The organism is Streptomyces sp. NPDC005784, from assembly GCF_042871525.1.
GTDB lineage: Bacteria > Actinomycetota > Actinomycetes > Streptomycetales > Streptomycetaceae > Streptomyces.
Map to the genome: position 1 here is coordinate 14,575 of NZ_JBIAIQ010000014.1, position 23,892 is coordinate 38,466.

The 23,892-nt window shown below is 70.8% G+C and carries 12 protein-coding genes and 1 pseudogene; 6 read left to right on the plus strand and 7 right to left on the minus strand.

Annotated elements, in window-relative coordinates:
* Positions 1 to 62: 62 nt before the first annotated feature.
* From ACFYR3_RS22485 to ACFYR3_RS22500, 4 genes are all read right to left on the minus strand, one after another.
* The gene (locus ACFYR3_RS22485) at positions 63 to 1,724 is read right to left on the minus strand and encodes an FAD-dependent oxidoreductase (RefSeq protein WP_355857935.1); all 1,662 of its coding nucleotides are present in this window, start codon (positions 1,722 to 1,724) and stop codon (positions 63 to 65) included.
* Between the two features lie 175 nt (positions 1,725 to 1,899).
* The gene (locus tag ACFYR3_RS22490; protein ID WP_355857938.1) at positions 1,900 to 2,634 is read right to left on the minus strand and encodes a 4'-phosphopantetheinyl transferase superfamily protein; all 735 of its coding nucleotides are present in this window, start codon (positions 2,632 to 2,634) and stop codon (positions 1,900 to 1,902) included.
* Positions 2,631 to 3,602, minus strand: coding sequence for a metallophosphoesterase family protein (locus ACFYR3_RS22495; protein ID WP_389284502.1), 972 nt, complete (start codon positions 3,600 to 3,602; stop codon positions 2,631 to 2,633). Before ACFYR3_RS22495 ends, ACFYR3_RS22490 begins: the two co-directional genes overlap by 4 nt.
* Positions 3,583 to 6,729, minus strand: coding sequence for an AAA family ATPase (locus ACFYR3_RS22500; RefSeq protein ID WP_389284504.1), 3,147 nt, complete (start codon positions 6,727 to 6,729; stop codon positions 3,583 to 3,585). The genes ACFYR3_RS22495 and ACFYR3_RS22500 overlap by 20 nt, the downstream gene beginning before the upstream one ends.
* A gap of 567 nt (positions 6,730 to 7,296) precedes the next feature.
* Here ACFYR3_RS22500 and ACFYR3_RS22505 point away from each other — a divergent pair.
* The 6 genes from ACFYR3_RS22505 to ACFYR3_RS22530 all read left to right on the plus strand — a co-directional run bounded on the left by ACFYR3_RS22505 (position 7,297) and on the right by ACFYR3_RS22530 (position 18,433).
* A complete protein-coding gene (locus ACFYR3_RS22505) occupies positions 7,297 to 8,889 on the plus strand; it encodes an acyl-CoA carboxylase subunit beta (RefSeq protein WP_389284506.1) in 1,593 nt (530 codons plus the stop codon).
* A gap of 26 nt (positions 8,890 to 8,915) precedes the next feature.
* Positions 8,916 to 9,905 (plus strand): agmatinase, encoded by a 990-nt coding sequence (gene speB / locus ACFYR3_RS22510; RefSeq protein ID WP_355846831.1) that lies wholly within the window; start codon positions 8,916 to 8,918, stop codon positions 9,903 to 9,905.
* Positions 9,906 to 10,394: 489 nt separating this feature from the next.
* Complete coding sequence (locus ACFYR3_RS22515; protein ID WP_389284508.1) at positions 10,395 to 12,134, plus strand: subtype B tannase; 1,740 nt, start codon at positions 10,395 to 10,397, stop codon at positions 12,132 to 12,134.
* A gap of 173 nt (positions 12,135 to 12,307) precedes the next feature.
* Positions 12,308 to 12,490, plus strand: coding sequence for a hypothetical protein (locus ACFYR3_RS22520; RefSeq protein ID WP_389284510.1), 183 nt, complete (start codon positions 12,308 to 12,310; stop codon positions 12,488 to 12,490).
* Positions 12,491 to 12,782: 292 nt separating this feature from the next.
* Positions 12,783 to 16,343 (plus strand): choice-of-anchor D domain-containing protein, encoded by a 3,561-nt coding sequence (locus tag ACFYR3_RS22525; protein WP_389284512.1) that lies wholly within the window; start codon positions 12,783 to 12,785, stop codon positions 16,341 to 16,343.
* 116 nt (positions 16,344 to 16,459) lie between these two features.
* Positions 16,460 to 18,433 carry a discoidin domain-containing protein gene (locus tag ACFYR3_RS22530; protein WP_389284514.1) on the plus strand — a complete coding sequence of 658 codons (1,974 nt, stop codon included), beginning with the start codon at positions 16,460 to 16,462 and terminating at the stop codon, positions 18,431 to 18,433.
* Positions 18,434 to 18,474: 41 nt separating this feature from the next.
* On the opposite strand, the pseudogene ACFYR3_RS22535 reads toward ACFYR3_RS22530, so the two are convergent.
* The 3 genes and pseudogenes from ACFYR3_RS22535 to ACFYR3_RS22545 all read right to left on the minus strand — a co-directional run.
* Positions 18,475 to 18,962 (minus strand): annotated as a pseudogene (locus ACFYR3_RS22535) (alpha/beta hydrolase fold domain-containing protein); the annotation flags it as partial.
* A gap of 88 nt (positions 18,963 to 19,050) precedes the next feature.
* Positions 19,051 to 20,673, minus strand: a complete 1,623-nt coding sequence (locus ACFYR3_RS22540; RefSeq protein WP_355846844.1) for a S53 family peptidase — start codon at positions 20,671 to 20,673, stop codon at positions 19,051 to 19,053.
* A 124-nt stretch (positions 20,674 to 20,797) separates the two neighbouring features.
* Positions 20,798 to 23,707 carry a helix-turn-helix transcriptional regulator gene (locus ACFYR3_RS22545; protein WP_389284516.1) on the minus strand — a complete coding sequence of 970 codons (2,910 nt, stop codon included), beginning with the start codon at positions 23,705 to 23,707 and terminating at the stop codon, positions 20,798 to 20,800.
* Between the last annotated feature and the right edge of the window lie 185 nt (positions 23,708 to 23,892).

Here is a 23,892-nt window from a genome sequence, read left to right on the forward strand (position 1 = left end):
CCACGCAACGGACGCCGCCCCCGTCCCGGTTCGCCGGGACGGGGGCGCCATCGGTGCGGCCCTCAGCCGTCGTAGGGCAGTTCCACAGGAGCCAGCGCGTCGAAGAGGTCACCGGGGCCCGGGTTGTCGGGGTGCGTGGCGCCGCCGAGGTGGTCGAGGACGGCCCACACCGCGTTGAGCGCGGTGGTGACCGCGCCCTCCGCGAAGCCGGCCGTCCAAGACACGTCGTCGCCGCACAGGAAGAAGCCGCGCTGGTGCGCGGCGAGGTCGCGCTGCACGAACTGGGTGAACAGCCGGCGCTGGTAGCGGTAGTGGCCGGGCAGGTTCGACTTGAAGGCGCCCATGAAGTGCGGCTCGTTCTCCCAGGTGATGGTGATGGGGTCGCCGACTATGTGGGAGCGGATGTCCACGTCCGGGTAGATCTCGGCCAGCCGCTCCAGCAGCACCTCCAGGCGCCGCGCGGTGCTCAGCGTGGAGATCTTCGCCGAGTCGTCGTTCCAGGTGTACGACAGGCACATCACACCCGGCCGGTCCGGGCCGTCGTCGAAGAGGTACACCCCGCGCGGCATCCGGTCGGTGAGCGTCATGCTCATCGCCGGCCGGCCGGTGAGCGGGTCGAGGTCGTGCCAGAAGGGGCGGTCCGTGAGCACGAACAGTTTCGAGGCGCCCATGTAGTGGGTGCGCTCCACGGCCGTCCACAGCGGCGCGGTCAGCAGCGCCGGATCGCACGCCACCCGGTTCAGCAGGGTCCACACGTGCGGGGTGTAGACCACCGCTGCGAACCCCTCACGGTCGCCGTCCGCGTCGGTGACGACGAAGCGGTCACCGTCGCGCGCCACGGCCGCCGCGGCCGGGCGGGTGCGCCCGCCGTGCAGCGAGGCCAGCGAAGTGCCGGCCGGCCAGTGCGCGAGCGCGTCCGGACTGTGCTCCCACAGCCCCAGCGGCACCCGCTGTGAACCGCCGTCGATGGAGACCTGGTTGTCGTCGGCCTCGGTGTAGACCACCCGCAGGATCTCCAGCAGCGAGTTGGGGAAGTCGGTGTCCCAGCCGCCGGAGCCGAACCCCACCTGGCCGAAGATCTCGCGGTGCCGGAACGACTGGAACGTCGAACTCGTCGCGAGGAAACCGTAGAACGACTGGTCGTCGAACTCCCTGACCAGCCGGTTCCATATCTGCTTGAGGATGTCCACGTCGCGGCGCTGCACCGCGTCGCGCATGGTGGCCAGCTCGGCCCGCTCCTGCAGGGCCTTCTCCCAGGCGACCGCCACCTCCTGGAAGACGTCCGGGAGTTGCTCCACCATGCGGGCGCTGTGCCGCTCGCCGCCCAGGTCGATCAGGGTGCTGGGGGTGGTGGGGGCCAGCGGGTTCGGGAAGGGGCGGGTGGACAGCCCCAGCAGGTCCACGTAGTGGAACAGGGCGCGGGCGGAGAGCGGGAAGCGCATCGCCCCCATCTCCGCCACGCACCCGGGCGCCTCGGGGAAGGGCAGCGACCGCATCCGGCCGCCCACCTGCTCCGCCTCGTACACCACCGGGCGCAGCCCCAGCCGCATCAGTTCGTACGCGGCGGTCATCCCGGCCATCCCGCCGCCGACCACGGCCACCGGGGTGCCCGCCCGGTGCGCCGGCAGCGTGCCGAGCCCGGCCGGGTGGCGCAGCCAGTCGTCGTAGGAGAAGGGGAAGTCCGGTACGAGCATGGTGGTGGGAGGCGCGCTGGCTGACGTCATCTGGAATACCTCTCGGGCCGATTCCACATCGTTTCCGGGGAAACCGGAGACCTGTCCCGGCGGAGCCGGAACGCGCGGAGTCGGGCCGGGCACCGTGAGACGGTCGCCGCGAGCGGCCCGGCGCGGTCGTGCCGGTCACCTCACGCTAAGGACCGGCCACAAACCCCGACAACCCCTATCCACCCTGGTTGCGCCCCGTACCCGGGGTACCGGGAGACACGGCCGTCGCCCGCCGGGCCGGCACCGCGATCGCCGTCACGACGATGCCGCGCCCGGACAGCCAGCGACCCGCGAACCGGTCGACCAGCCGGCCGTCCGGGGCGTGCCGGGGCCGCAGCACGCGCGCCGCGAAGACGCCGCGCGCCGCGCCGGTGACGGCGTCCTCGTGCTCGGTGCGGAAGGCGATGTCCGCGTCGTCGAAGTCCAACTCGGTGCCCAGCGCCGGGAACCAGGTCTTGTAGACGGCCTCCTTGGCGCTGAACAGCAGCCGGTCCCGGCACAGCCGCCCGCCCGCCCCGGCCCGTACCCAGGCCAGTTCGCGCGGCAGGGCGATCGACTCCAGCACCCCGTCCGGCAGCGGCCGGTCCGGCTCGGCGTCGATGCCGACCATCGCCAGATCGGTGTCGCGGGCCAGCACCGCGGCGCGGTAGCCGGCGCAGTGCGTCATGCTGCCCACCACGCCCTCGGGCCAGCGGGGCACGTTGCGCACGCCCGGCAGCACCGGGGCGGGCGGCAGGCCCAGCGCCGTCATCGCGCGGCGGGCGCAGGCCCGTACGGTGGTGAATTCCTCGCGGCGCTGGTCGGTGGTGCGGGCCACCAGCTCCGCCTCCTCCGGGTACAGCGTCGCCGAGCCGTCCGGCCCGAATGCCTCGACCGCGACGGCCGTGTCCGGCAGCAGTACCTCGATCACGTTCCTGCCTCCTGAGCCTGGCGCGCACCCGTCCCGGTGACGCTCTCCGCGCCGGTCGTGGTGCGGGCCCCCTGCCGACCGGGCTCGGGCAGGATCTGCCGCAGCAGGCCCTTGGGATGGCCGCGTCGGCGCCACTCGCGCGGATAGCCGATCGACACCTCCTCGAACCGCACGCCGTCGTACCAGGTGGTCCTGGGGATGTGCAGATGTCCGTAGACGACCGCGGCGGTGGAGAACCGGCGGTGCCAGGCGGCGGTGAGCACCGTGCCGCACCACTGGGCGAACTCCGGGTGCCACAGCACGTCCGTGGGCTCGCGCACCAGCGGGAAGTGGTTCACCAGCACCAGCGGCACCGCCGGGTCGTGCGCCAGCAGCCGCTCGCGGGTCGCCGCCACCCGGGCCCGGCACCACGCGTCGCGGGTCGGATGCGGGTCCGGGTGCAGCAGGTACTCGTCGGTGCACACCACGCCCGCCTCGTGCGCCCGGGCCAGCGACTCCTCCTTGGTCGTCGTGCCCGGCACCCGGAAGGTGTAGTCGTACAGCAGGAACAGCGGGGCGACCGCGACCGGACCGCCCGGGCCGCGCCACACCGGCCACGGGTCCTCCGGTGTGCTCACGCCCAGGTCCCGGCACAGCCGCACCAGGTACTGGTAGCGGGCCTCGCCGCGCAGCTGCACCGGGTCCTCGCGCGCGGTCCACAGCTCGTGGTTGCCCGGCGTCCAGATCACCTTGGCGAAGCGCCCCGCCAGCAGCCGCAGCGCCCAGGCGATGTCGTCGGTCAGCTCGCCGACGTCCCCCGCCACGATCAGCCAGTCGTCCTCGTGCGTCGGGCGCAGCGACTCGGTGATGGGCCGGTTGTCGGCCATCCCGATGTGCAGGTCGCTGACCGCGAGCAGTCGCGGGGCGGAAGTCCTTTCGGCACCGGGGATTCGGGGCGCGGCGTACGGGTCATGCGGTGTGTGCGACATCTATGTCCAGACTGACCGGCAGGTCCTGACGGTGGGTTATGTTGATCTTCCGGTAGACCCGGGTGAGGTGCTGCTCCACGGTGCTGACGGTGATGAAGAGCTTGGCGCTGATCTCCCGGTTGGTGTAGCCGTGCGCGGCCAGCGCCGCCACTCTGCGCTCGGCGTCCGTCAGCGAGGCCGACGCCTCCGAACCCTGCCGGCCCGCGCCCGCCGCCCTGTCCGGGCGGGGCAGCACGGTGCGGTCCGCGAGCCGCGTCGGCGCGTCGCCGGCGGCCTGCGCGGGAGCGGTCTGCCGCTGCGCGCCGTCCGTGCGGTCCTGGTACGGCTGGAGCGCGCGGTACAGCTCCTGCGCGGCGCAGCCCTTGGCGATCCGACGGGCCCGCCGGGTGTGCAGCTTGAACTGGGCCGCGTCACCGAGCTGCTTGTACGCCGAACCCAGGTCGCTCAGCGCCCGTGCCAGCTCGTACCAGTCGCCGTTGTCCTGCAGCAGCGACACCGCCTCGCCCAGCAGCGCCGGGCGCTCGGCGGCCGGTCGGGCGGTGGCCAGCACCCGCAGCGCCAGCCCGCGCACCCGGGGACCGGCGTCCCCGGCGAGCTGCTCGCGGGCGAACCGTTCCGCATCGTCGCGGCTGCCCAGCGCCAGCGATGCCTCGGCCACGCCCACCCGCCACGGCACCAGCGCCGAGCGGTCCATGTCCCAGCGCCGCATCAGCCCGCCGCAGGCGGCGAAGTCGTTCAGCGCCGCGTGGTGCCGGCCGGTGGCCAGCCGGTGCCGGCCGCGCGCGTAGAGGTAGTGCAGTCCGTAGCGGGTGCGCAGCATCGCCTCAGGCACCGGCCGCCGCACCAGCTCGCCCGCCGCCTCGTGGTCGCCCATCGCGGTGCGCGCCTCGATCAGCGCGGCCAGCGGCATCCCCACGCCCACGCCCCAGCTGTGCGGCGGCAGTTGCTCCAGCGCCTGCTCCGCCATGTGCCGGGCCTCCGCCAGGCAGCCGCGGCGCAGCGACATGTGTGCGCGCATCCCGCGCAGCACCGCCGTCCAGCCCGGTGCCCGCCGGTCCGCCGCCTCCGCCAGCAGCCGGTCCGTCCACACGGTCGCCGTGCCCAGCCGGTCCGCGTACAGCAGCGCCAGCAGACAGCCGCGCATCCCCAGGTGGGTCTCCTCCGTCAGCCGGGTGGCGGCCAGCAGCCGCTCCGCGGTGTCGGCGAGCTCCTCGTCGGCGGCCTCGCCCGCCCCGGCCGCGCCCAGCACCTCGTGCAGCACCCGCGCCGCCTCCAGCCGGGGATGGGACGGCGTCGGTGCCCGGTGCCCGGCGAGGGCGGCGTCGGCAGCGGCGACCGGCGCCCCGTCGAGCTGTTCCAGGACCGTCGGGTACGTGCCGGCCAACAGGAGCCACAGGGTTCGCAGTTCCGCGGCGAGCGGCTCGTCCGGCTCGTCCGGCATCTCCGCCAGCACCTGGCACAGCGCGGCCGAGGCGTCGTCGGTCCAGCCGTTCCACAGCAGGTCGCGCACGAGCCGCAGGGTGTCGGCGGGCGGCAGCAGCCCGTCGCGGACCGCGCCGAGCAGCGAGCGCAACTGCTGTGCCCAGGCCGAGGGTTCGACCCGCCAGATGTACTTGGCGAGCGCCGCGCGCAGCTGCATCCGCTCGGCCTCGTCCGCGCAGCAGCCCTCCGCCAGCCGCAGGCAGCGCACAGCCAGGGCGACGTTCTGCGCGGACAGCGCGGTGCGCGCGGCCTCCCGCAGCACCCGGGGTGCCCACTCCTCCTCGGGCGCGGGCATCTCGTGCGCGAGGAGCTGGGCGGCGACCGCCATGGGCGAGGCGCCGTCCGCGTACAGCAGCCGGGCGGCGCGCAGCCGCAGCCGGGTGACTTCGTCGTCGGCCAGGCTCTCCACCACGGCGGCCCGCACGCCGCCGTGCCGGAAGCGGGTGCCGGCGAGCACCCCCGCGTGGTCCAGGGCGCTCACCACGCGGGCCGCGGTGCGCTCCTCGACCTCCACCAGCCGGGCCAGCAGCGCCATCGAGCCGGCCGAGCCCAGCAGCGCGATGCCCTGGGCCACCCGCAGCCCGTCGGGGCCGGTGCGATGCACGCAGATGAGCGCGTTCCGCAGGAAATGCTCGTCGGGCTGGCCCGCGACGACCGGGGCGGGCGCGGCGGTGCCGTCCGGGTACAGCAGTGGGTCGGCGGCCGGGTCGCCCAGCTCGGCGAGGTCCATCGGCGGGCGCGGCCCGAAGGCACCGTCCGCCGCCGGCGGGTCCGCCTCGTCGTGCCCGTCGCCCGTGTCCGGAGCCGGTACGCGGTAGGGGTCTTCGCCGGCCGGCCGGCCCAGGCGGTCCTCCATCAGGCCGAGGACCAGCAGCGGGTTGCCACCGGTCGCCGCGTGCAGGGTGTCGGCCAGCGCGGCCGTCTGCCGGGCGGTGCGGCGGGCCGGGCGCCGCAGGGTGCGCTGCCCGGCGGTCGGTGCGGTCGGTACGGTCCCGGTCGTCGTGGCGTCCAGCCCGGTCTCCCGGGCCGCGAGCAGCCGTGCCACGCCGTCCACGCTCAGCGGCACCAGACGCAGGTGCACCCCGTGCCACTGGTGCAGCAGCCGCGACAGCACGCGCGGGGCCGGGCCGCCCGCGTAGGGGTCGTGGGTCACCATCAGGGAGATCGGCGCGCCGGGCGAGGGGGCCCGCAGCGCGTGCGCCAGGCATTGCAAGGACTGCGGGTCGGCGTACTGCACGTCGTCCACCGCGATCAGTACCTGCCCGCGGGACCGTACGGTCGTCAGCCTGGCCTGGAACTCCTCCAGGACGTCGAGGGGGACGTCCTGCGGCGCGTCCGGACCGGTGGGCGCCACGGGCGGGCGCAGCGGCGGCAGCCCGTCGACGGCCGGGGCGTCGCACAGCAGCTGCTCCACCACGCCGAAGGCGATGGCCTGTTCCGCGGGCGAGGGGACCGCGGTGAGCACCTGCGGGCCGGTGTCCGCGGCGGTCTCCAGCGCGCGGTGGAGCAGTGCCGTCTTGCCCGAGGCGACGGGCCCGCTGATCACCGCGATCCGCCCGGCCCCGCGGGCGGCGCCGGGAGCCGTGCCGGAGGCCGCCCCCGATATGAAGGAGGTCAGCCTTCCTATCTGTTCGTCCCGCTCCACCAACACAGCCGCGAAAGCCTTTCCGTTGTATGTCAAAAGGCGTCTGCGGGGCGCGCTGCCGCACCCCCGTCCGCTCTCCCCGTCCCCGCACGCTGCAGAGGCATCAGGCCAACTCGTTTGGGATGCACCGGGAATTCACCGAACTTGTCCCAGGCCGCACGACACCCCGGTTCTCCTCGTTCGGCGGGTTTCTCGAACTGTACCAACGACGCGGCCCCCGATTGCGTCCACGACATTACGGCTTCGCCCCGTCGTGTTTCCCGGGTAACTCCGGGTAATGGAAGCCCAGTTACCTCTTGACTGGGATCGTGGCTGGTCAGGCGGGTAAGCGTGCCGCATGGGACCTGAACCTCAGGGAAACCTCAAGGAATGGCCGCGGCACGGAGAACTGGCCGATGGCCAGCCGCTATTGAACCCCTCTTCTTCTAGGGGTGATCGTGCCGAGAGTAGGGGTGGCCAGCGGTGTCGGGCCCATTGCTCAGGCCGCTTGAATTACCGGACGTGGGCATTTGGCGCCCACAGGACCGCAGAGTCGCCCGCACCGCCGGGCCGGGTTGGGGATGGTGCATGTCGACGATCCGGGAGAGTGCTTCGGCACACGGGAGCGCCACGACAATCAACGGCAAGGTTGCCGAGTTGTGCGCTGTTCGTGAAGCCGCCGTACGCGGTCCGAGCGAGAAGGCGACCGAGGCGCAGCACGCCAAGGGCAAGCTGACCGCCCGGGAGCGGATCGAACTGCTGCTGGATCCGGGGTCGTTCGTGGAGGTCGAGCAGCTTCGCCGGCACCGGGCCCAGGGCTTCGGTCTGGAGGCGAAGAAGCCGTACACGGACGGTGTCATCACCGGCTGGGGGACGGTCGAGGGCCGGACGGTCTTCGTGTACGCCCATGACTTCCGGATCTTCGGCGGCGCGCTGGGCGAGGCCCACGCCGCGAAGATCCACAAGATCATGGACATGGCCATCGCGGCCGGTGCGCCGCTGGTGTCCCTGAACGACGGCGCGGGCGCCCGTATCCAGGAGGGCGTCTCCGCGCTCGCCGGCTACGGCGGCATCTTCCAGCGCAACACCAAGGCCTCCGGGGTCATCCCGCAGATCTCGGTGATGCTGGGCCCGTGCGCCGGCGGCGCGGCCTACTCGCCGGCGCTGACGGACTTCGTGTTCATGGTCCGGGAGACCTCGCAGATGTTCATCACCGGCCCGGACGTGGTCAAGGCGGTGACGGGCGAGGAGATCACCCAGAACGGCCTGGGCGGCGCCGACGTCCACGCGGAGACCTCCGGCGTCTGCCACTTCGCGTACGACGACGAGGAGACCTGCATCGCCGAGGTGCGCTACCTCCTGTCGATGCTCCCGCAGAACAACCGCGAGAACCCGCCAGTGGTCCACTCCGGCGATCCGGTGAACCGGCGCGGCGAGGTGCTGCTGGACCTGGTCCCGACCGACGGCAACCGCCCGTACGACATGACCAAGGTCATCGAGGAACTCGTCGACGACGGCGACTACCTGGAGGTCCACGAGCGCTGGGCCCGCAACATCATCTGCGCGCTGGCCCGCCTCGACGGTCAGGTCGTCGGCATCGTCGCCAACCAACCCCAGTACCTGGCAGGGGTGTTGGACATCGAGGCCAGCGAAAAGGCCGCGCGCTTCGTCCAGTTGTGCGACGCCTTCAGCATCCCCCTGCTGACGCTCCTCGACGTCCCCGGCTTCCTGCCGGGCGTGGACCAGGAGCACGGCGGGATCATCCGGCACGGCGCGAAGCTGCTCTACGCGTACTGCAACGCGACGGTGCCCCGGATCTCCCTGATCCTGCGCAAGGCGTACGGAGGTGCCTACATCGTCATGGACAGCCAGTCCATCGGGGCGGACCTCACCTACGCCTGGCCGACGAACGAGATCGCGGTGATGGGTGCGGAGGGCGCGGCGAACGTGATCTTCCGTCGGCAGATCGCCGAGGCGGAGGACCCCGAGGTCATGCGGGCGCGCATGGTCAAGGAGTACAAGGCCGAGCTGATGCACCCGTACTACGCGGCGGAGCGCGGCCTGGTCGACGACGTGATCGACCCGGCGGAGACCCGTGAGGTGCTGATCAAGTCCCTCGCGATGCTCCGGACCAAGCACGCGGACCTGCCGTCCCGCAAGCACGGCAACCCGCCTCAGTAAGCCACCGGAAAGGTACCGATCCCACCATGACCGCCCACCCCAATGGAGTGACCCCGCCGGTGCCGCCGGTGGAGTCGGACCGCACCGTCCACTTCGCGGGCCTCGCGACGTTCGGGCGGGTGCCCCGGCTCGACCAGGTGGACAAGGCGGAGGTCGCCGTCGTCGGGGTGCCCTTCGACGGGGGCGTCACCTACCGCCCCGGTGCCCGCTTCGGCAGCAACGCCATCCGCGAAGCCTCCCGAACGCTGCGCCCGTACAACCCCGCACAGGACGTCTACCCCTACCACTACAGCCAGGTCGCGGACGCCGGCGACATCACCGCCAACCCCTACAACCTCGACGAGGCCGTGGAGACCATCGAGGCCGGCGCCGACGAACTCCTTGCCACCGGCGCCCGGTTGATGACCCTGGGCGGTGACCACACCATCGCGCTGCCCCTGCTGCGCGCCGTCGCCAAGAAGCACGGCCCGGTCGCCGTCCTCCACTTCGACGCCCATCTGGACACCTGGGACGACTACTTCGGCCAGGCGTTCACCCACGGCACGCCCTTCCGGCGCGCCGTCGAGGAGGGCATCGTCGACACCTCCGCCCTCTCGCACGTCGGCACCCGGGGCCCCATCTACGGCAAGCAGGACCTCGACGAGGACGCCAAACTCGGCTTCGGCATCGTCACCTCCGCCGACGTGATGCGGCGCGGCGTCGACGAGGTCGTCGACCAGCTGCGCCAGCGCGTCGGCAACCGCCCGCTCTACATCTCCATCGACATCGACGTCCTCGACCCCGCGCACGCCCCCGGCACGGGCACCCTGGAGGCGGGCGGGCTGACCTCCCGCGAACTGCTGGAGATCCTGCGGGGCCTCAGCGACTGCAATCTGGTCTCCGCCGATCTCGTCGAGGTCGCCCCCGCCTACGACCACGCCGACATCACGTCCGTCGCCGCCAGCCACGCCGCGTACGAGCTGGTGAGCATCATGTCGAAGCAGATGGCCCCGGTACGGTGGGGGAGCGGGCAGTAGCCGCCCCGCACGCCCCGGCCGGACCCCTTGTGCGGCCCCCCTGTGCGGCCCCCCTGCGCGGGGCCACTGGGTGTCTGGCGCGCCGCGGGGTCAGAGCCCCTGGCCAACCTGGAAATAGCCCTTGACCTGCAAGAACGCAGGCAGGGAGCTGCCATTCCGCGGTTCACGGCAAGCTGGTGCCGTCCCCTTCCGTCGCTGCGTCAAGTTCCTGGCCGGAGCGTGGAACCCGCCGGGCAGGCGGCAGTCGCGCCGTACGCGGCCGGCCGACCGAGAGCTGTCCGGAAGTCCACAGGGGCAAGTGTCAGCAAAAGTGTCTGATAGATCGCTAGGTATATTGTTAACAATCTTGTAGCGTCCATCAGGCCTTGACTCCAAGGCGTCGGCGGAGCACTTGGTGCTCAACGAGGGGAGACCCCCATGCAGCGGCTCTCTGCGTCCTTCGGACGCGATGGACTGACCCGAGCGACGGGCAAGCGCGAAGGACACCCTGTGATCCGTAGAGACTTCCTGAGAGTCATGGCGATCACGGGCTCCCTGGTGCTCACTGCCGCCCCGGTGCCCGCCTCCTTCGCGGCGGCCGGCACCGGGGTGGCCCACTCGCGGGGAAGCGGCCAGGCCGCAGACCCGCAGGACGTCGCGCTGGCCTTCGACTCCGCCGCCTACACGACGATCACCGTCTCGGTCGACGGCCAGCCGATGAACGTGCGCTGGTACAAGGAGATCTGCTACGTCGCGAACCCGGTCGCTGCGGCGGCGCAGCAGCCCGGCGGTCCCGGCGGCGGCAGCACCACGATCCCCAACACCGCCTGCGGCTACCAGAGCATGAACGTGTTCGTCCCCGAAAGCGCCTTCGGCAACCAGCAGGCGCCGATCTACTTCGCGGTGAACAACGCCGGCTGGATGGCCAGTTACATCAAGGCCGGCGTGACCGACGGCACCGCCTACGACAGCGCGACGTCCAACGTCGGCGCCGCGCTGAAGGCCGGCTATGTCTTCGCCGACGTCGCCAACCGCAGCCGCGGACTGATCGGCGCCGACGGAACGTCTCCGGGCAAAGCCCCTGCCGCGGTGGTCGACGCCAAGGCTGCCGTCCGCTACCTGCGCCTCAACGACGCGACGATGCCCGGCAGCGCCGAGCGGATCGTCGTGAACGGCACCAGTGGCGGCGGCGCGCTGTCCTCGATCCTGGGCGCGTCCGGCAACAGCGCCGAGTACAACCCCTACCTTGCCGCGATCGGCGCCGCAGGCATCGACGCGAAGGGCCGAAGCACCCTGCGCGACGACGTCTTCGCCGTCAACGCGTACTGCCCGATCACCGACCTCGGCAACGCCGACATCGCCTATGAGTGGCTGTACAACATCCTCGGCACCCGCGACACCACCGGTGAGAACCCCTCGCCGGCGGACGCCGCCGCCATCGCGGCCCAGTTCCCCGCGTACGAGAAGAGCCTCGGGCTGCGCAACCCCGCCGGCTCCCGGCTCACCGCCGCGAACATGCTCGACACCATCAGGAAAGAGGTCGTCCGCTCCGCGGAGACCTACCTGAAGGCCGATCCCGCCAACACGATTCCGCCTCTGGGCGGCACCTTCGAGATCCAGTCCGGTGGCCCCGGAGGCCCGCCCACCACCAAGTCGTACGTCAACGACTGGATCGACGCCGACAACGCCACCGACAAGGTGCTCTCCGTCGACATGGCGAAGTACCTCGCCTTCGTCGCCACCCAGGCCGCCCTCAAGACGACTCCCGCCTTCGACGCCGTGGGCGTCAACGGCAACACGACCAGCGGCACCGAGACCAACCTCTTCGGCCCGTCGACGCAGAAGTACATGAACTACACCGAGTACAGCTGGAATCACAACAACGTCGCCGGCGACGGAAGCGGCATCGACGACACCGGGCTGACCTGGGACGAATACACCAGCAAGAGGAGCACCACCGTCGACGACCAGGTCCACCTGATCAACCCGATGGACTTCGTCGGCACCAGCGCCGACACCGCGCCGAACTGGTACGTCCGCAACGGCACCCGCGACCGGGACACCTCGTTCATCATCTCGCTCAACCTCGACCGCGCGCTCGAAGCGGACAAGCAGGTCAAGAACGTCGACTACCAGCTCGCCTGGAACAAGCCGCACGCCGGCAACTACGACGTGCCCGAGGCCATGGCCTGGATCGCCGGCGTAGTCCGCGATGCCGGCAACCCGCTTGCCCCCGGCCACCACGGATAGGCCGGCCGCGGCAGCGGTCCGACGCACGGCGCCGGGGCGCGCAGGAGCCGCGGCGCCCCGGGCTCCGCGGTTCAGAGCCCGCCGGCTGCGCACGGATGGGGATCTTGGCACAGGCAAGGCGCCGAGGGGCCATACCGTGCTCCATCCGGTATTTGCGGACTTCAGTAAGAAACTTGCAATCACTTGAGTGGCTCATTCTCGCCGTCGGCAAGCCCACCAGCGAGTCCAGCCGCACCGACGTGCACCCGTCGTCGCACGTGACGGACAGCAGCCGACGCTACTTCCGCGTCACCATCACCGCCAACAGCGGCTGGCCCGCAGGCCAGGTGTCCGAATTCCAGATCCGGACCTCCTGACCCCGCCCCCCCACGGTGCCGCCGGACACCCCGTCCGGCGGCACCGCCATGTGTGGGGCCCGGTGCCGGGTGCAGCCTCAAGGCATCGCATTAGATCTTGCAGGCTTCATTTTTATTGTTGCAATGTCTTGTCTAGTTCTTGCGTGTCCATGTCGAGGATATTACGGTCCCCCTCGCGTCGTCAGCACCCCCTGTCTTCCCCTTGTCTTCCGTCTCCCCTTGGGTCCCGTTCCTTCCTCTCTGGTGGTGTCAGCGGCACAGTTCCGGCATTTCGTTACGAAAGGAGTGGCACGTGTTCCATTCCATCCGAGATCTGAGACGAGCCCTCGTCTGGGCAGTCAGCACCGCGATGCTGGCCGCCGTCGGCGTCTTCGTGCTGGCTGTCCCACCTGCTTGGGCGGCGACCGCTGCCACCGGCGGCAGCGGCGCGAGCCTGCCGTACGTCGAGGTGCAGGCGGAGAACTCCGCGACCAACGGCACACCCATAGGCCCGAGTTACACCCAGGGCCAGTTGGCCGACGAGGCGTCGTACCGCAAGGCGACGACGCTCCAGGGCACCGGCAAGTACGTCACGTTCACCACGCCGGTGGCGACCAACTCGATCAACTTCCGGTACAGCATCCCCGACACCTCGGGCGGCTCGGTCTACACCGCCGCGCTGTCCCTGTACATCAACGGCGTCAAGCAGCCCGACTTCACCCTGACCAACGCCTACAGCTGGTACTACGGCAGCTACCCCTTCACCAACACGCCGGGCAGCAACCCGCACCACTTCTTCGACGAGGCCCACCGTCTGTTCTCCACCACCTATCCGGCGGGAACGACCTTCAAGCTGCAGGTCGACTCGGGGGACACCGCCTCCTCGTACACGGTCGACTTCGCCGACTTCGAGCAGGTCGGCGCAGCCCTGACCGCACCCTCGGGGTCGGTGTCGGTGACCAGCAAGGGCGCCGACTCCACCGGTGTGAGCGACGCGACCGGCGCGTTCAACTCCGCGATCAGCGCGGCCGGCCCCGGCGGCACCGTCTGGATCCCGCCGGGCACCTACAACATCCCCGGCCACATCAGTGTCAACAACGTCACGATCGCCGGCGCCGGAATGTGGTACTCGACCGTCACCGGCACGGCACCCGGCTTCTACGGCAACTCCGCACCCTCGGCGAGCACCAATGTGCGCCTGCAGAACTTCGCGATCTTCGGCAATGTGCAGGAACGCGACGACAGCGCCCAGGTCAACGGCATCGGCGGCGCGATGAGCGACTCGACCGTGGCCGGCCTGTGGATCGACCACATGAAGGTCGGTGCCTGGATGGACGGGCCGATGGACGGGCTGACGTTCAGCGGCATGCGCATCCGCGACACCACCGCGGACGGCATCAACTTCCACGGCGCCGTCACCAACTCGAAGGTGACCAACAGCGACATCCGCAACACCGGTGACGACGGCATCGCCACCTGGGCGGACTCCGGTATCGGTGCCGACGCCAACGACACGATCTCCAACAACACCGTGTCACTGCAGATCCTCGCCAACGGCATCGCGATCTACGGCGGCCACGACAACACCGTCAGCGGCAACCGGGTGGTGGACACCGGCCTCGCCCAGGGCGGCGGCATCCACGTGGGGCAGCGCTTCACGTCCACGCCGGTCGGCACCACCACGATCTCCGACAACACCATGATCCGGGACGGCAGCCTCGACCCGAACTGGCAGTTCGGCGTGGGCGCACTCTGGTTCGACGGCAGCCAGGGCGCGATCACCGGCCCGGTCAACGTGACCAACGCGCTGATCCAGCAGAGTCCGTACGAAGCCGTCCAGTGGGTCGAGGGCACCATCAGCGGGGTCAACCTCAACAACGTGACCATCGCAGGCACCGGAACCTTCGCCCTCCAGGAACAGACCGGCGGCGCGGCGAAGTTCACCAACGTCACGGCGACCGGCGTCGGTTACTCGTCCCCGGTGTACAACTGCTCGGGCGGCAACTTCGTCGTCACCGACGGCGGCGGCAACTCCGGCATCAGCGGCACGCCGTACTGCGGAGGGTGGCCGGCTCCGGTCTACCCGCCCTACCCGTCCGAAGGCGTGACAGCCACCCCCGGCGTGCTGAACTTCGGTTCGGTCCCGACCGGTTCGACGAGCGACGCACAGACCGTGACCGTCTCCAACCCGACCAACACCGCCGCGTCCGTCTCGTCGATCTCCACCAGCGGCGACTACTCCCAGACCAACACGTGCGGCTCGTCGATCGCGGCCAACGGCTCGTGCACCGTCAGTGTGAAGTTCGCGCCGACGGCGACCGGCAGTCGTAGCGGATCCCTGACCGTCAACGCGGGCGGGATCACCAACACGGTCAGCCTCTCCGGTACCGGCACCGCGCCGGGCGCGGTTCTGAACACCGACCCGGCGAGCCTGGCCTTCGCCGGCACGGTGGTCGGCTCGTCGGCCACCGCGCAAGCGGTGAAGGTGACGAACTCGGGCACCGCATCGGCGACCGTCTCGGCCGTCGCGGCGACAGGTGACTTCAGCCAGACCAACAACTGCTCCACCCTCGCGGTCGGTGCGTCCTGCACGGTGAACGTCGGGTTCAAGCCCACCGCGGGCGGATCCCGTACCGGCAACCTGACCGTCACCAGCAACGCCAACAACAGCCCGACCGTCGTCGCCCTGACCGGCAGCGGCATCGACAGCACCACCAATATCGCCGCCGGGCGCCCGGCGACGGCAAGTTCGGGCAACAGCCCCTACGTCGCCTCGAATCTCACCGACCCGGACGCGTCGACGTACTGGGAGGGCACGAACGGTTCGTTCCCGCAATGGGCCCAGGTCGACCTCGGCCAGAACTACGGCGTCGGCAAGGTCGTGCTCAAGCTCCCGCCGGCGACGGCGTGGTCGGCTCGCACCCAGACGCTGTCGGTGCAGGGATCCACGGACGGTTCGAGCTTCTCCACGATCAAGGCATCGGCCGGGTACACCTTCGACCCGAACGCCAACAGCAACACGGTGACCATCACGTTCAGCGCCGCCACGGCGAGATACGTGCGGGTGAACATCACCGCCAACACAGGCTGGAACGCGGCCCAGTTGTCGGACTTCGAGGTGTTCCCCAGCAGTGGCGGCTCTTCGCCGGCGACCTTGTCGGTCGACCCGACGTCGTTGTCGTTTCCCACCCAGGCGCTCAACACCTCCAGCAGTGCGCAGACGGTCACGGTGACCAACACCGGAACCGCGGCCGCGACAGTTTCCGGCATCACCGTCACGGGAGACTTCTCGCAGACCAACAACTGCGGAACGTCGATCGCGGCGAACGCCTCCTGCACGCTGAACGTCACCTTCAGGCCCACCGCGTCCGGCACCCGCACCGGCGATCTCAGCATCGCCAGCAACGCGTCGAACGGCACGACCACGGTCGCGCTGACCGGCACCGGCGCCGGCACGGTGAGCAGGAACCTGGCAGCCGGCGCGGCCACCACCGAGTCCAGCCACACCGACGTGTACGCGTCGTCGAACGTGACGGACGGCAACCAGGGCTCCTACTGGGAGAGCGCCAACAACGCCTTTCCCCAGTGGGTCCAGGTCGACCTCGGCTCCGCGCAGAGTGCCGGCCGCGTCGTCCTCCAGCTCCCGGCCGGCTGGGGCGCCCGCAACCAGACGCTGTCCCTGTCGGGCAGCACCGACGGCGCCGCCTTCACCACCATCAAGTCGTCGGCCACGTACACCTTCGACCCCGCCACCAACAACACGGTCACCATCACGTTCACCGCGACCACCCAGCGATACGTCCGGGTGAACATCACGGCGAACAACGGCTGGCCGGCCGGTCAGCTCTCGGTGTTCCAGGTCTGGAACACCTGACCTGGCCTGGCCTGGCCCGACCTGATCTGGCCCGACCTGACCTGACCTGATGGTGCCGCCGAGCGCAGGCGCGCTCGGCGGCACCGACCACCGAAGAGGAGTCCGGAGGAATCCACATGGGTGTCACACGCAGAGTCTTCTTACGGGCCGCGATCACCTCCACCGCGGTGGGAACGGTGGGAGCCGCCGAGACCGTAGTCGCCCCGACCGTGTCGGCGGCCGGCCCGCCGGGCGACGTGGTCGGCAAGATCAGCGTCGGCTACCAGGGCTGGTTCGCCTGCGTCGGCGACGGCGCGCCCATCAACGGCTGGTGGCACTGGACCCAGAACTGGGGCCGGCCGCCGTCCCCGTCCAACACCGGCATCAGTTGCTGGCCCGATGTGCGTGAGTACACCAACACGTACCAGACGTCGTACGCCGCCCTGGGCAACGGCCGGCCTGCCACGCTGTTCTCCTCGTACGACCAGCAGACGGTGAACACCCACTTCCTGTGGATGCAGCAGAACAGCATCGACACCGCGGCACTCCAGCGCTTCGACCCCACCGGCGGAGAGGGCCCCACCCGCGACGCCATGGCGACCAAGGTGCGCAGCGCCGCCGAGTCGTACGGGCGGAAGTTCTACATCATGTACGACGTCTCCAACTGGACAAACATGCAGTCCGAGATCAAGACGGACTGGACGAACAAGATGTCCGCGCACACCGCGTCCTCGGCGTACGCGAAGCAGAACGGCAAGCCGGTCGTCTGCGTCTGGGGCTTCGGCTTCAACGACAACAACCACCCCTTCACCGCCGACGCCTGCCTCGATGTCATCAACTGGTTCAAGGGCCAGGGCTGTTACGTCATCGGCGGCGTCCCGCGCGAATGGTGGACGGGCACCGGGGGCTCACGGCCCGGCTACCTGGGCGTCTACCACGCCTTCAACATGATCTCGCCATGGATGGTCGGCGCCATCGGCAATGTGACCGAGGCCGACAACGCCTACAACACCTATACCGTCGGCGACCAGGCCGACTGCAACGCCAACGGCATCGACTACCAGCCCTGCGTCCTGCCCGGCGACGTCTCCGGCCGGCAGCGCGCCCACGGCGACTTCATGTGGCGGCAGTTCTACAACATGGTGCGGGCCGGGGTGCAGGGCATCTACATCTCGATGTTCGACGAGTTCAACGAGGGCAACCAGATCGCCAAGACCGCCGAGACACAGGCATGGGTGCCCACCAACTCCGGGTTCCTCGCCCTCGACGAGGACGGCACCGCCTGCTCCTCCGACTACTACCTTCGCCTGACGGGCGACGGCGGCCGCATGCTCAAGGGCCAGATCGCGCTGACCGCCACTCGTCCCACCCAGCCGACCGTCCCCACCGGCGGTGACACCACACCGCCCGCCGCGCCGACTGCCCTGAGCGTCACCGGGCATACCAGCAACTCCGTCTCGCTGGCCTGGAACGCCTCGACCGACAACGTCGGTGTCACCGGCTACCGGGTCCTTCAGGTGTCCGGCTCGACCAGCAGCCAGGTGGGCGCCACCGGCGCCACCGCGTTCACGGTGACCGGACTCGGTGCGGCCACCGCGTACATCTTCGACGTCGTCGCCCTCGACGCGGCGGGAAACGTGTCGCAGCCCTCCAACCAGGTCACCGTCACCACCGACCCCCCTTCCAGCACCACCAACCTCGCGCTCCACCGCCCCACCTCGGAGAGCAGCCACACCCAGACTTACGCCTCGGGCAACACGACAGACGGCGACACCAACACCTACTGGGAGTCCGCCAACAACGCCTTCCCGCAGTGGGTCCAGGTCGATCTCGGCGCCACGACCGGCGTCGAACGGATCGTCCTCCACCTTCCCCCGGCGACCGCCTGGGCCACCCGTACCCAGACCATTTCCGTCCAGGGCAGCACGGACGGCGGCACCTTCGGCCAGCTGCTCGCCCCGGCGGGTTACACCTTCGACCCGGCAACCGGCAACACCGCGACCCTCACGGTCCCCTCCACCGTCACCACCCGCTACGTACGCCTCACCTTCACCGCCAACAACGGCTGGCCGGCCGGGCAGGTCTCGGAGTTCCAGGTCTTCGGCGCCTGACGAGCAGAGGGCCTCGAGAACGAGGTGAGGCGTCGGCCGCATTATGCGGTGCGGTTCGGGTGCAGAAGTCGTGCCAGCCAGTCGGTGCGGGTTCGGCGGGCTGTGGCAGAGATGTGTGCCTGCGGGTACAGGGCGTCGAAGCCGTGGAAGCCGCCTGCCAGACGTGGAGTTCGGCCTGTCCGCCGGCCGCCCAGATACGGGTGGCGTAGTCGGTGTCCTCGTCGCGGAAGACTTCGGCGGAGCCGGTGTCGATGTAGGTGGTGGGCAGGCCCGAGAGGTCGTCGGCCAGCGCGGGCGAGACGTAGGGGGGTATCTCGTCGGGGGTGAGGTCGCCGAGGACGGCGCGCCATCCGAACGCGTTCATCTCGCCGGTCCAGACACCGGGCACGCCGGAGTACTGAAGGCTGGAGACGCTGGTGTTGCGGTGGTCGAGCATGGGGCAGATCAGCACCTGCGCGGCGATCGCCGGGGCGTGGAGGTCACGCGCCAGCAGGGTGAGGCCTGCGGCGAGGCCGCCGCCCGCGCTTGTGATCGCCAGACCGTCCGGGCCGGTGACGGTAGCGCGGGCGGGGAGTGATCCCGGCCCGCGCCCAGTGGTCGGTCTCAGCCGCCGGGGGTCAGCCGAGCAGCTTGCTCGCCAGTGTCGCCGCGTTGTACGAGCCCCATCCGCTGGTGAAGTCCCAGCCGGTGGCGGCGGAGTAGGCGCCGTTGCTGCCGCTGGTGATGTCGTGGAAGCCGGTGCCGTTCGCCGTGTAGAGGGCGGGGTTGGCGAAGCCGAGGTTGGCCTTGCCGGCCGCCGCGGCCTGCTGGTTGTACAGCGCGGCGAACGCCGCCCATTCGGGCGCGGCGGCGCTGGTGCCACCGACCGCGGTCCAGGAGCCCTGCGAGTAGACCGAGACGCCGGGGCTCGGGTTGGCGTGGGCCGAGACGTCCGGCACCTGGCGGAAGCCGCCGCCGGCGGTCTTCTGCACCGCCGTCTGCCAGCTCGGGATCTTGAAGACGGAGGACTTTCCGCCGCCGCCTCCGGACCAGGCCACCTCCTTGCTCCAGACGTTGGACGAGGTGACGGTCAGCTTGGTGCCGCCGACACCGGTGACGTACGGGTCACTGGCCGGGTAGTCGACGGCGGTGCCGCCGTTGCCGGCGTCGTCGGAGCCGTCGTCACCGGAGGCCGCGTAGAAGCCGAGGCCCTGGGCGGCGCCCGCCTTGAAGACTGCGTCCACGGCGTTGATGTTGGACGTGGTGCGCGCGCTCTCCGCGGCGCCCCAGCTGATCGAGGTGGTCGGGATGCCGCTGTCGACGATGGCCTGGTAGGTGTCGACCTCGCCGGCGTCGGAGTTGGGGCCCTCGAAGACCGTGACGTTCGCCTTGGGCGCGATCGCGTGCAGGACCTCGATGTCCAGCTCGACCTCGACCTGGCCGTCGCCGAGCGCGCCCGAGCCGCCGTCCACCTTCTGCACCACCGGGGTGGGGGAGCCCAGGCTGTAGTTGGTGTCGTACTTGGTGATGTTGGACTGCTGGAAGCCGTCGAACTCGATCAGTGCGATCTTCTGGCCGCTGCCGGTGTACGTACCGGAGACGTTGTAGCCGCCCTTGAGCTGGGCCGGGGTGTAGCCACCACCCGGTCCGTTGTGGGGGGTCACGGTGGAGGTCGCCTGGTGGTGCAGCTGGACGCGGTTGTTGAGTCCGGCCACGTCGCTGACGAGGGAGGCGATGGCGGTCGGCAGGGTCGGCGCGGTGTCGTTGGCGTAGAACGAGCGCCCCGACGAGGCGTCCTTCCAGGTCGACAGCTTGGTGCCGAAGGCCTTCTCCAACTGGGCGGCGGTGCCGCTGGCGTCGACCAGCAGGTTCCCCGAGTGGACGGCGGTGACGGTGACCCCCTGCGAACGCAGGTACTCCTTGAGGTGCTTGACCTCGGCATCGGTCCGGCCGAAGCGCGCGGCGAACTGATGCTTCGTCAGGTAGTGGCCGTAGGAACTCGACCGCGGGTCGCTGACCTTCGCCACGAAGGTGTCGAGTGCCTTGGCGTCTCTGGGGGTCAGGCTGATCGCCACCGATATCCGCTTCCCCGCGGCAACGTTGCCGGTGCGGGTCGCGTTCTTGTTCAGGCCCTTCAGGACATCTCCGCTCACGGCCGTGCTCGCGTGCGGCTGGGGAGTGCCGACGGCGTAGGCGGCGGGGACGGCGGCGGCGAGCAGTGCCGGTACGGCGACCAGGCCGACCAGTTTCAGACGTGACATCACTGAGGTTCTCCGGAGAGTGGGGGTGGTGTCCCGGAAGCGGAACTGCTTCAACGTAGGAACATCAGCCCCACCCGCATAAGCGGGGGAACCCTTGCTTCACGTGTTAACTACTGATGTCACGTCAACGGCGTGTGTCGAATGTACGGGGAATTCGCATGCGGCCGACCTGACTCGCCGTCACTGTCTGTTCCGCGGGCCTGACTTGGTCGTCCTCTCCGGAATCCACGGCCGCCCCCGACGCGATGACAGCGACCGCCATCGCGTGCGCGAGCGCGGTGCGCGAGCGGACCCCGAACTTGCGGTAGACCCGCGACAGGGCGCCTTCCACCGTCTTGACGCTGATGAACAGCTCCGCGGCGACTTCCCTGTTGGTGGCCCCGCCGCCGACCAGTCCGGCGATCCTGGCTTCCGTGGGGGTGAGTTCGGGTTTGCCCGAGCCTGCCTCACCTCTCCGGTCTCCGGCTTCCAGCCGCGAGAGCTCGTCCCTGGCCCGCGCCGCGAGCGGAGCGGCGCCGATGAGTGTCGCGGTCTCCAGCGCCTCGCCGAGGGCCGTTCGCGCCGCGTTCCTGCGGCGCGCGCGACGTTCGGCCGCACCGAGCGCGATCAGGGTGCGCACCAGCTCCACGGGCAACGGAAGCCGACGCAGGCGGTCCACGGCGGCACGCAGCCGTAGCGCCCCCTCCTTCGCCCGGCCGATCGCCGCCTCACGCAGTCCCTCCGCCCTCTCGAGAGCCGCCAGTACGCTCCCGGGCGCCTCGCCGGACACACGCGTGCGGGCCTCGCGGATCACGGCCCCGGCCGCGTCCGTGTCGCCGAGGACGACCAGGGCTTCGGCCAAGTCGCCGTACCAGTGCAGCAATGGCGGGTCGGCGGCGGACATGGTCTCGCCGAGTTCCTTGACGCGTCGCAGCGCCTCGACCGCGGCGGCCGCCCCCCGCGGGTCGCCGACGAGCAGCTCGGCCTGCCCGAGCACCGCCAGCGCGCGCAGCAGGAACAACCGGTCGCCGTCCGCCTCCGAAGCCCGTACCGCCTGTTCGGCGAGGTGCCGGGCCTCGTCGGCGGTGCCGCCCGCGGTGGCCGCGAGCGCCGCCGCGTACAGCGCGGGAGCCGCCTGTACGCCCGTCTCGGCCAGGGCACGCGAGCAGCGGGCGGCGGTGCGCAGCGCCTCGCGGCAGTGTCCCGAGCGCACTTGAATACGGGTCAGCGCCACCAACGTCGCCATGACCTCCTCGACCCCGGCGAACTCACCGATTTCCGCCAGGAGTCCGGTGACCTGCGTCCGGGCCTCGGTCACTTTGTCCGAATCCAGGGCGAGGATCGCCCGCATCCGGATCAGTCCCCAGCTCTCCGGGCCGGCGTCGGCGCCGCCGGCCAGGGCGAGCGCCTCCTCGAGCGCGGCGTCGGCGGCGACCGGTTCCCCGGCCAGGGACCGCATCCGGGCGAGGGTGGCGAGTGCCCCGATCCGGGTGTCCGTGTCTCCCGCCCTAGCCGCCAGCCGGGCAGCGCGCCGGGCGTACCGGGCCGCCTCCTCCAACTCCCCGCACAGCAAGCCGCGTAGCGCCGCCCAGTGGTACAGCCATGCCTCCGCCTCGGGGTCGCCGTCGGCGTCCCGGAGGCCCTCCTCGATCAGCTCATGGGCGCCCTCCAGCGCCTGCCCGGCATTGCGCAGCAGGATCAGCCGGGCCCGCACCCGCTGCCGTGCGGAACCCGCCTCGGCGAGGACGGTCTCGGCCAACTGCCCCGCCTCCTCCAGTTGTCCGGCGTCGCACGCGTACTCGGCAGCGGCCAGCAGTCGCTCGGCGCGTTCCACGGGGCGGTCGCCCGGAGTGCGTCGGGCAGCGAACTCGGCCAGTTCGAACGCGGTGTCGGGTGCGCCGTGGCGGCGTGCGTACGCGGCCGCGGACATCAACGTGTGGGCGGTGGTCTCGTCCTCGTGCGGGTGGGCGAGGGCGAGGTGGCGGGCCTGCTCCACGGGCTCGGTGACCGCACGAGCCAGCAGGGCGTGTGCCTGCCGGCGGCTGTGCTCCGGGGCGTCGGCATAGACGGCGGCACGGAGCATTGGATGCCGGAAACGTACGGTCCCGCCGACGTCGACCGTCGCGACGCCCGTGCCGTCGGCCTCCGCGAGGTCCGCGGCGGGGTCACGGAGCCCGGCGGCGCGCAGCAGAGTGAGGCTGGGGTGGGCGGCGGCGCTCGTGACGAGGAGGGTGCGCCGTGCCGTCTCCGGCAGCGTGCGCACCTGGTCCAGCAGCAGGGTACGCAGCCTTCGGGGTACGGGCAGCGCCGGACCGAAAACGACGGGCGCTCCGTCGCGCAGCGCCTCCCGTCCCAACTCCAGTGCGTACCAGGGGTTCCCGGCAGCGGCGTCCTGGATGGCCCGCAGCACCGCCGGTGGCGGATCGGCACCGAGACCGGTGCGCACGAGATGGGCCACCTCGCTGTCCGCCAGCGGGGGCACGGGAAGTGCGACGGTTCCCGGTGGGCAGCAGCGCAGCCGTTCGGGCTGCTCACCGTCGGCCACCCGCTCGGCGGCCACCATCCGTACGTCCAGGTCCTCGACACGGCGTGCGGCGAAGGCGAGCACCTCGGCGCTGGGCTCGTCGAGCCACTGGAGGCCGTCGACGACCAGCAGAACGGGGCCGGTGGCGGCCAGCGTTCGCAGCACTCCGAGGAAGGCGACGCGCACCGCGAGACGGCTGTGGTCGTCGGCCGGTTCCCGGCCGCGCAGCAGGGCAGCCCTCAGCGCCGCCCGGGGCACAGGCGCCAGGGTCTCCAGGCAGCTCTCCGGGACCCGCGCGAACAGGTCGATGAGGCCGACGAACGGGAGCCGGGCGTCCTCCTGCACGGGCGAGCAGTGCAGCACCGTGCCGGCCGGCCGGTCATGCGCTGCCAAGGACGTCATGAGGGCGGCCACGAGCAAGGACTTGCCGATCCCCGGGGGACCGTGGAAGAGCACTCCGGTACGGGCCGTCAACTCGGCCCGGGCGGTGCCGAGCAGCTCGCGGCGCCCGGTCAAGGACCGTACGTCCATGGCAGTCGCCCGCCCTTTGCCCTGGGGGTGGCACTGGCGGTCTTCGTGCATGCCGCACCCGGTGACGGGCTACGACCGGCGCCGAGGGCGGAGTCGTCGGCTCGGCGAGCGCAGCAGGTCCCAAGGCATCGGTGCATGTGTTCATGACAACCTTCACGGATTCCGCTTGTCAATGACGTCCGTCA

What these genes read in the sequence shown, in the direction of transcription:
- speB (WP_355846831.1), top strand. Translation starts at nt 8,916, where the DNA reads ATGACCGCCCACCCCAATGGAGTGACCCCGCCGGTGCCGCCGGTGGAG.
- ACFYR3_RS22530 (WP_389284514.1), top strand. Translation starts at nt 16,460, where the DNA reads ATGGGTGTCACACGCAGAGTCTTCTTACGGGCCGCGATCACCTCCACC.
- ACFYR3_RS22495 (WP_389284502.1), bottom strand. Translation starts at nt 3,602, where the DNA reads ATGTCGCACACACCGCATGACCCGTACGCCGCGCCCCGAATCCCCGGT.
- ACFYR3_RS22540 (WP_355846844.1), bottom strand. Translation starts at nt 20,673, where the DNA reads ATGTCACGTCTGAAACTGGTCGGCCTGGTCGCCGTACCGGCACTGCTC.
- ACFYR3_RS22485 (WP_355857935.1), bottom strand. Translation starts at nt 1,724, where the DNA reads ATGACGTCAGCCAGCGCGCCTCCCACCACCATGCTCGTACCGGACTTC.
- ACFYR3_RS22545 (WP_389284516.1), bottom strand. Translation starts at nt 23,707, where the DNA reads ATGGACGTACGGTCCTTGACCGGGCGCCGCGAGCTGCTCGGCACCGCC.
- ACFYR3_RS22505 (WP_389284506.1), top strand. Translation starts at nt 7,297, where the DNA reads ATGTCGACGATCCGGGAGAGTGCTTCGGCACACGGGAGCGCCACGACA.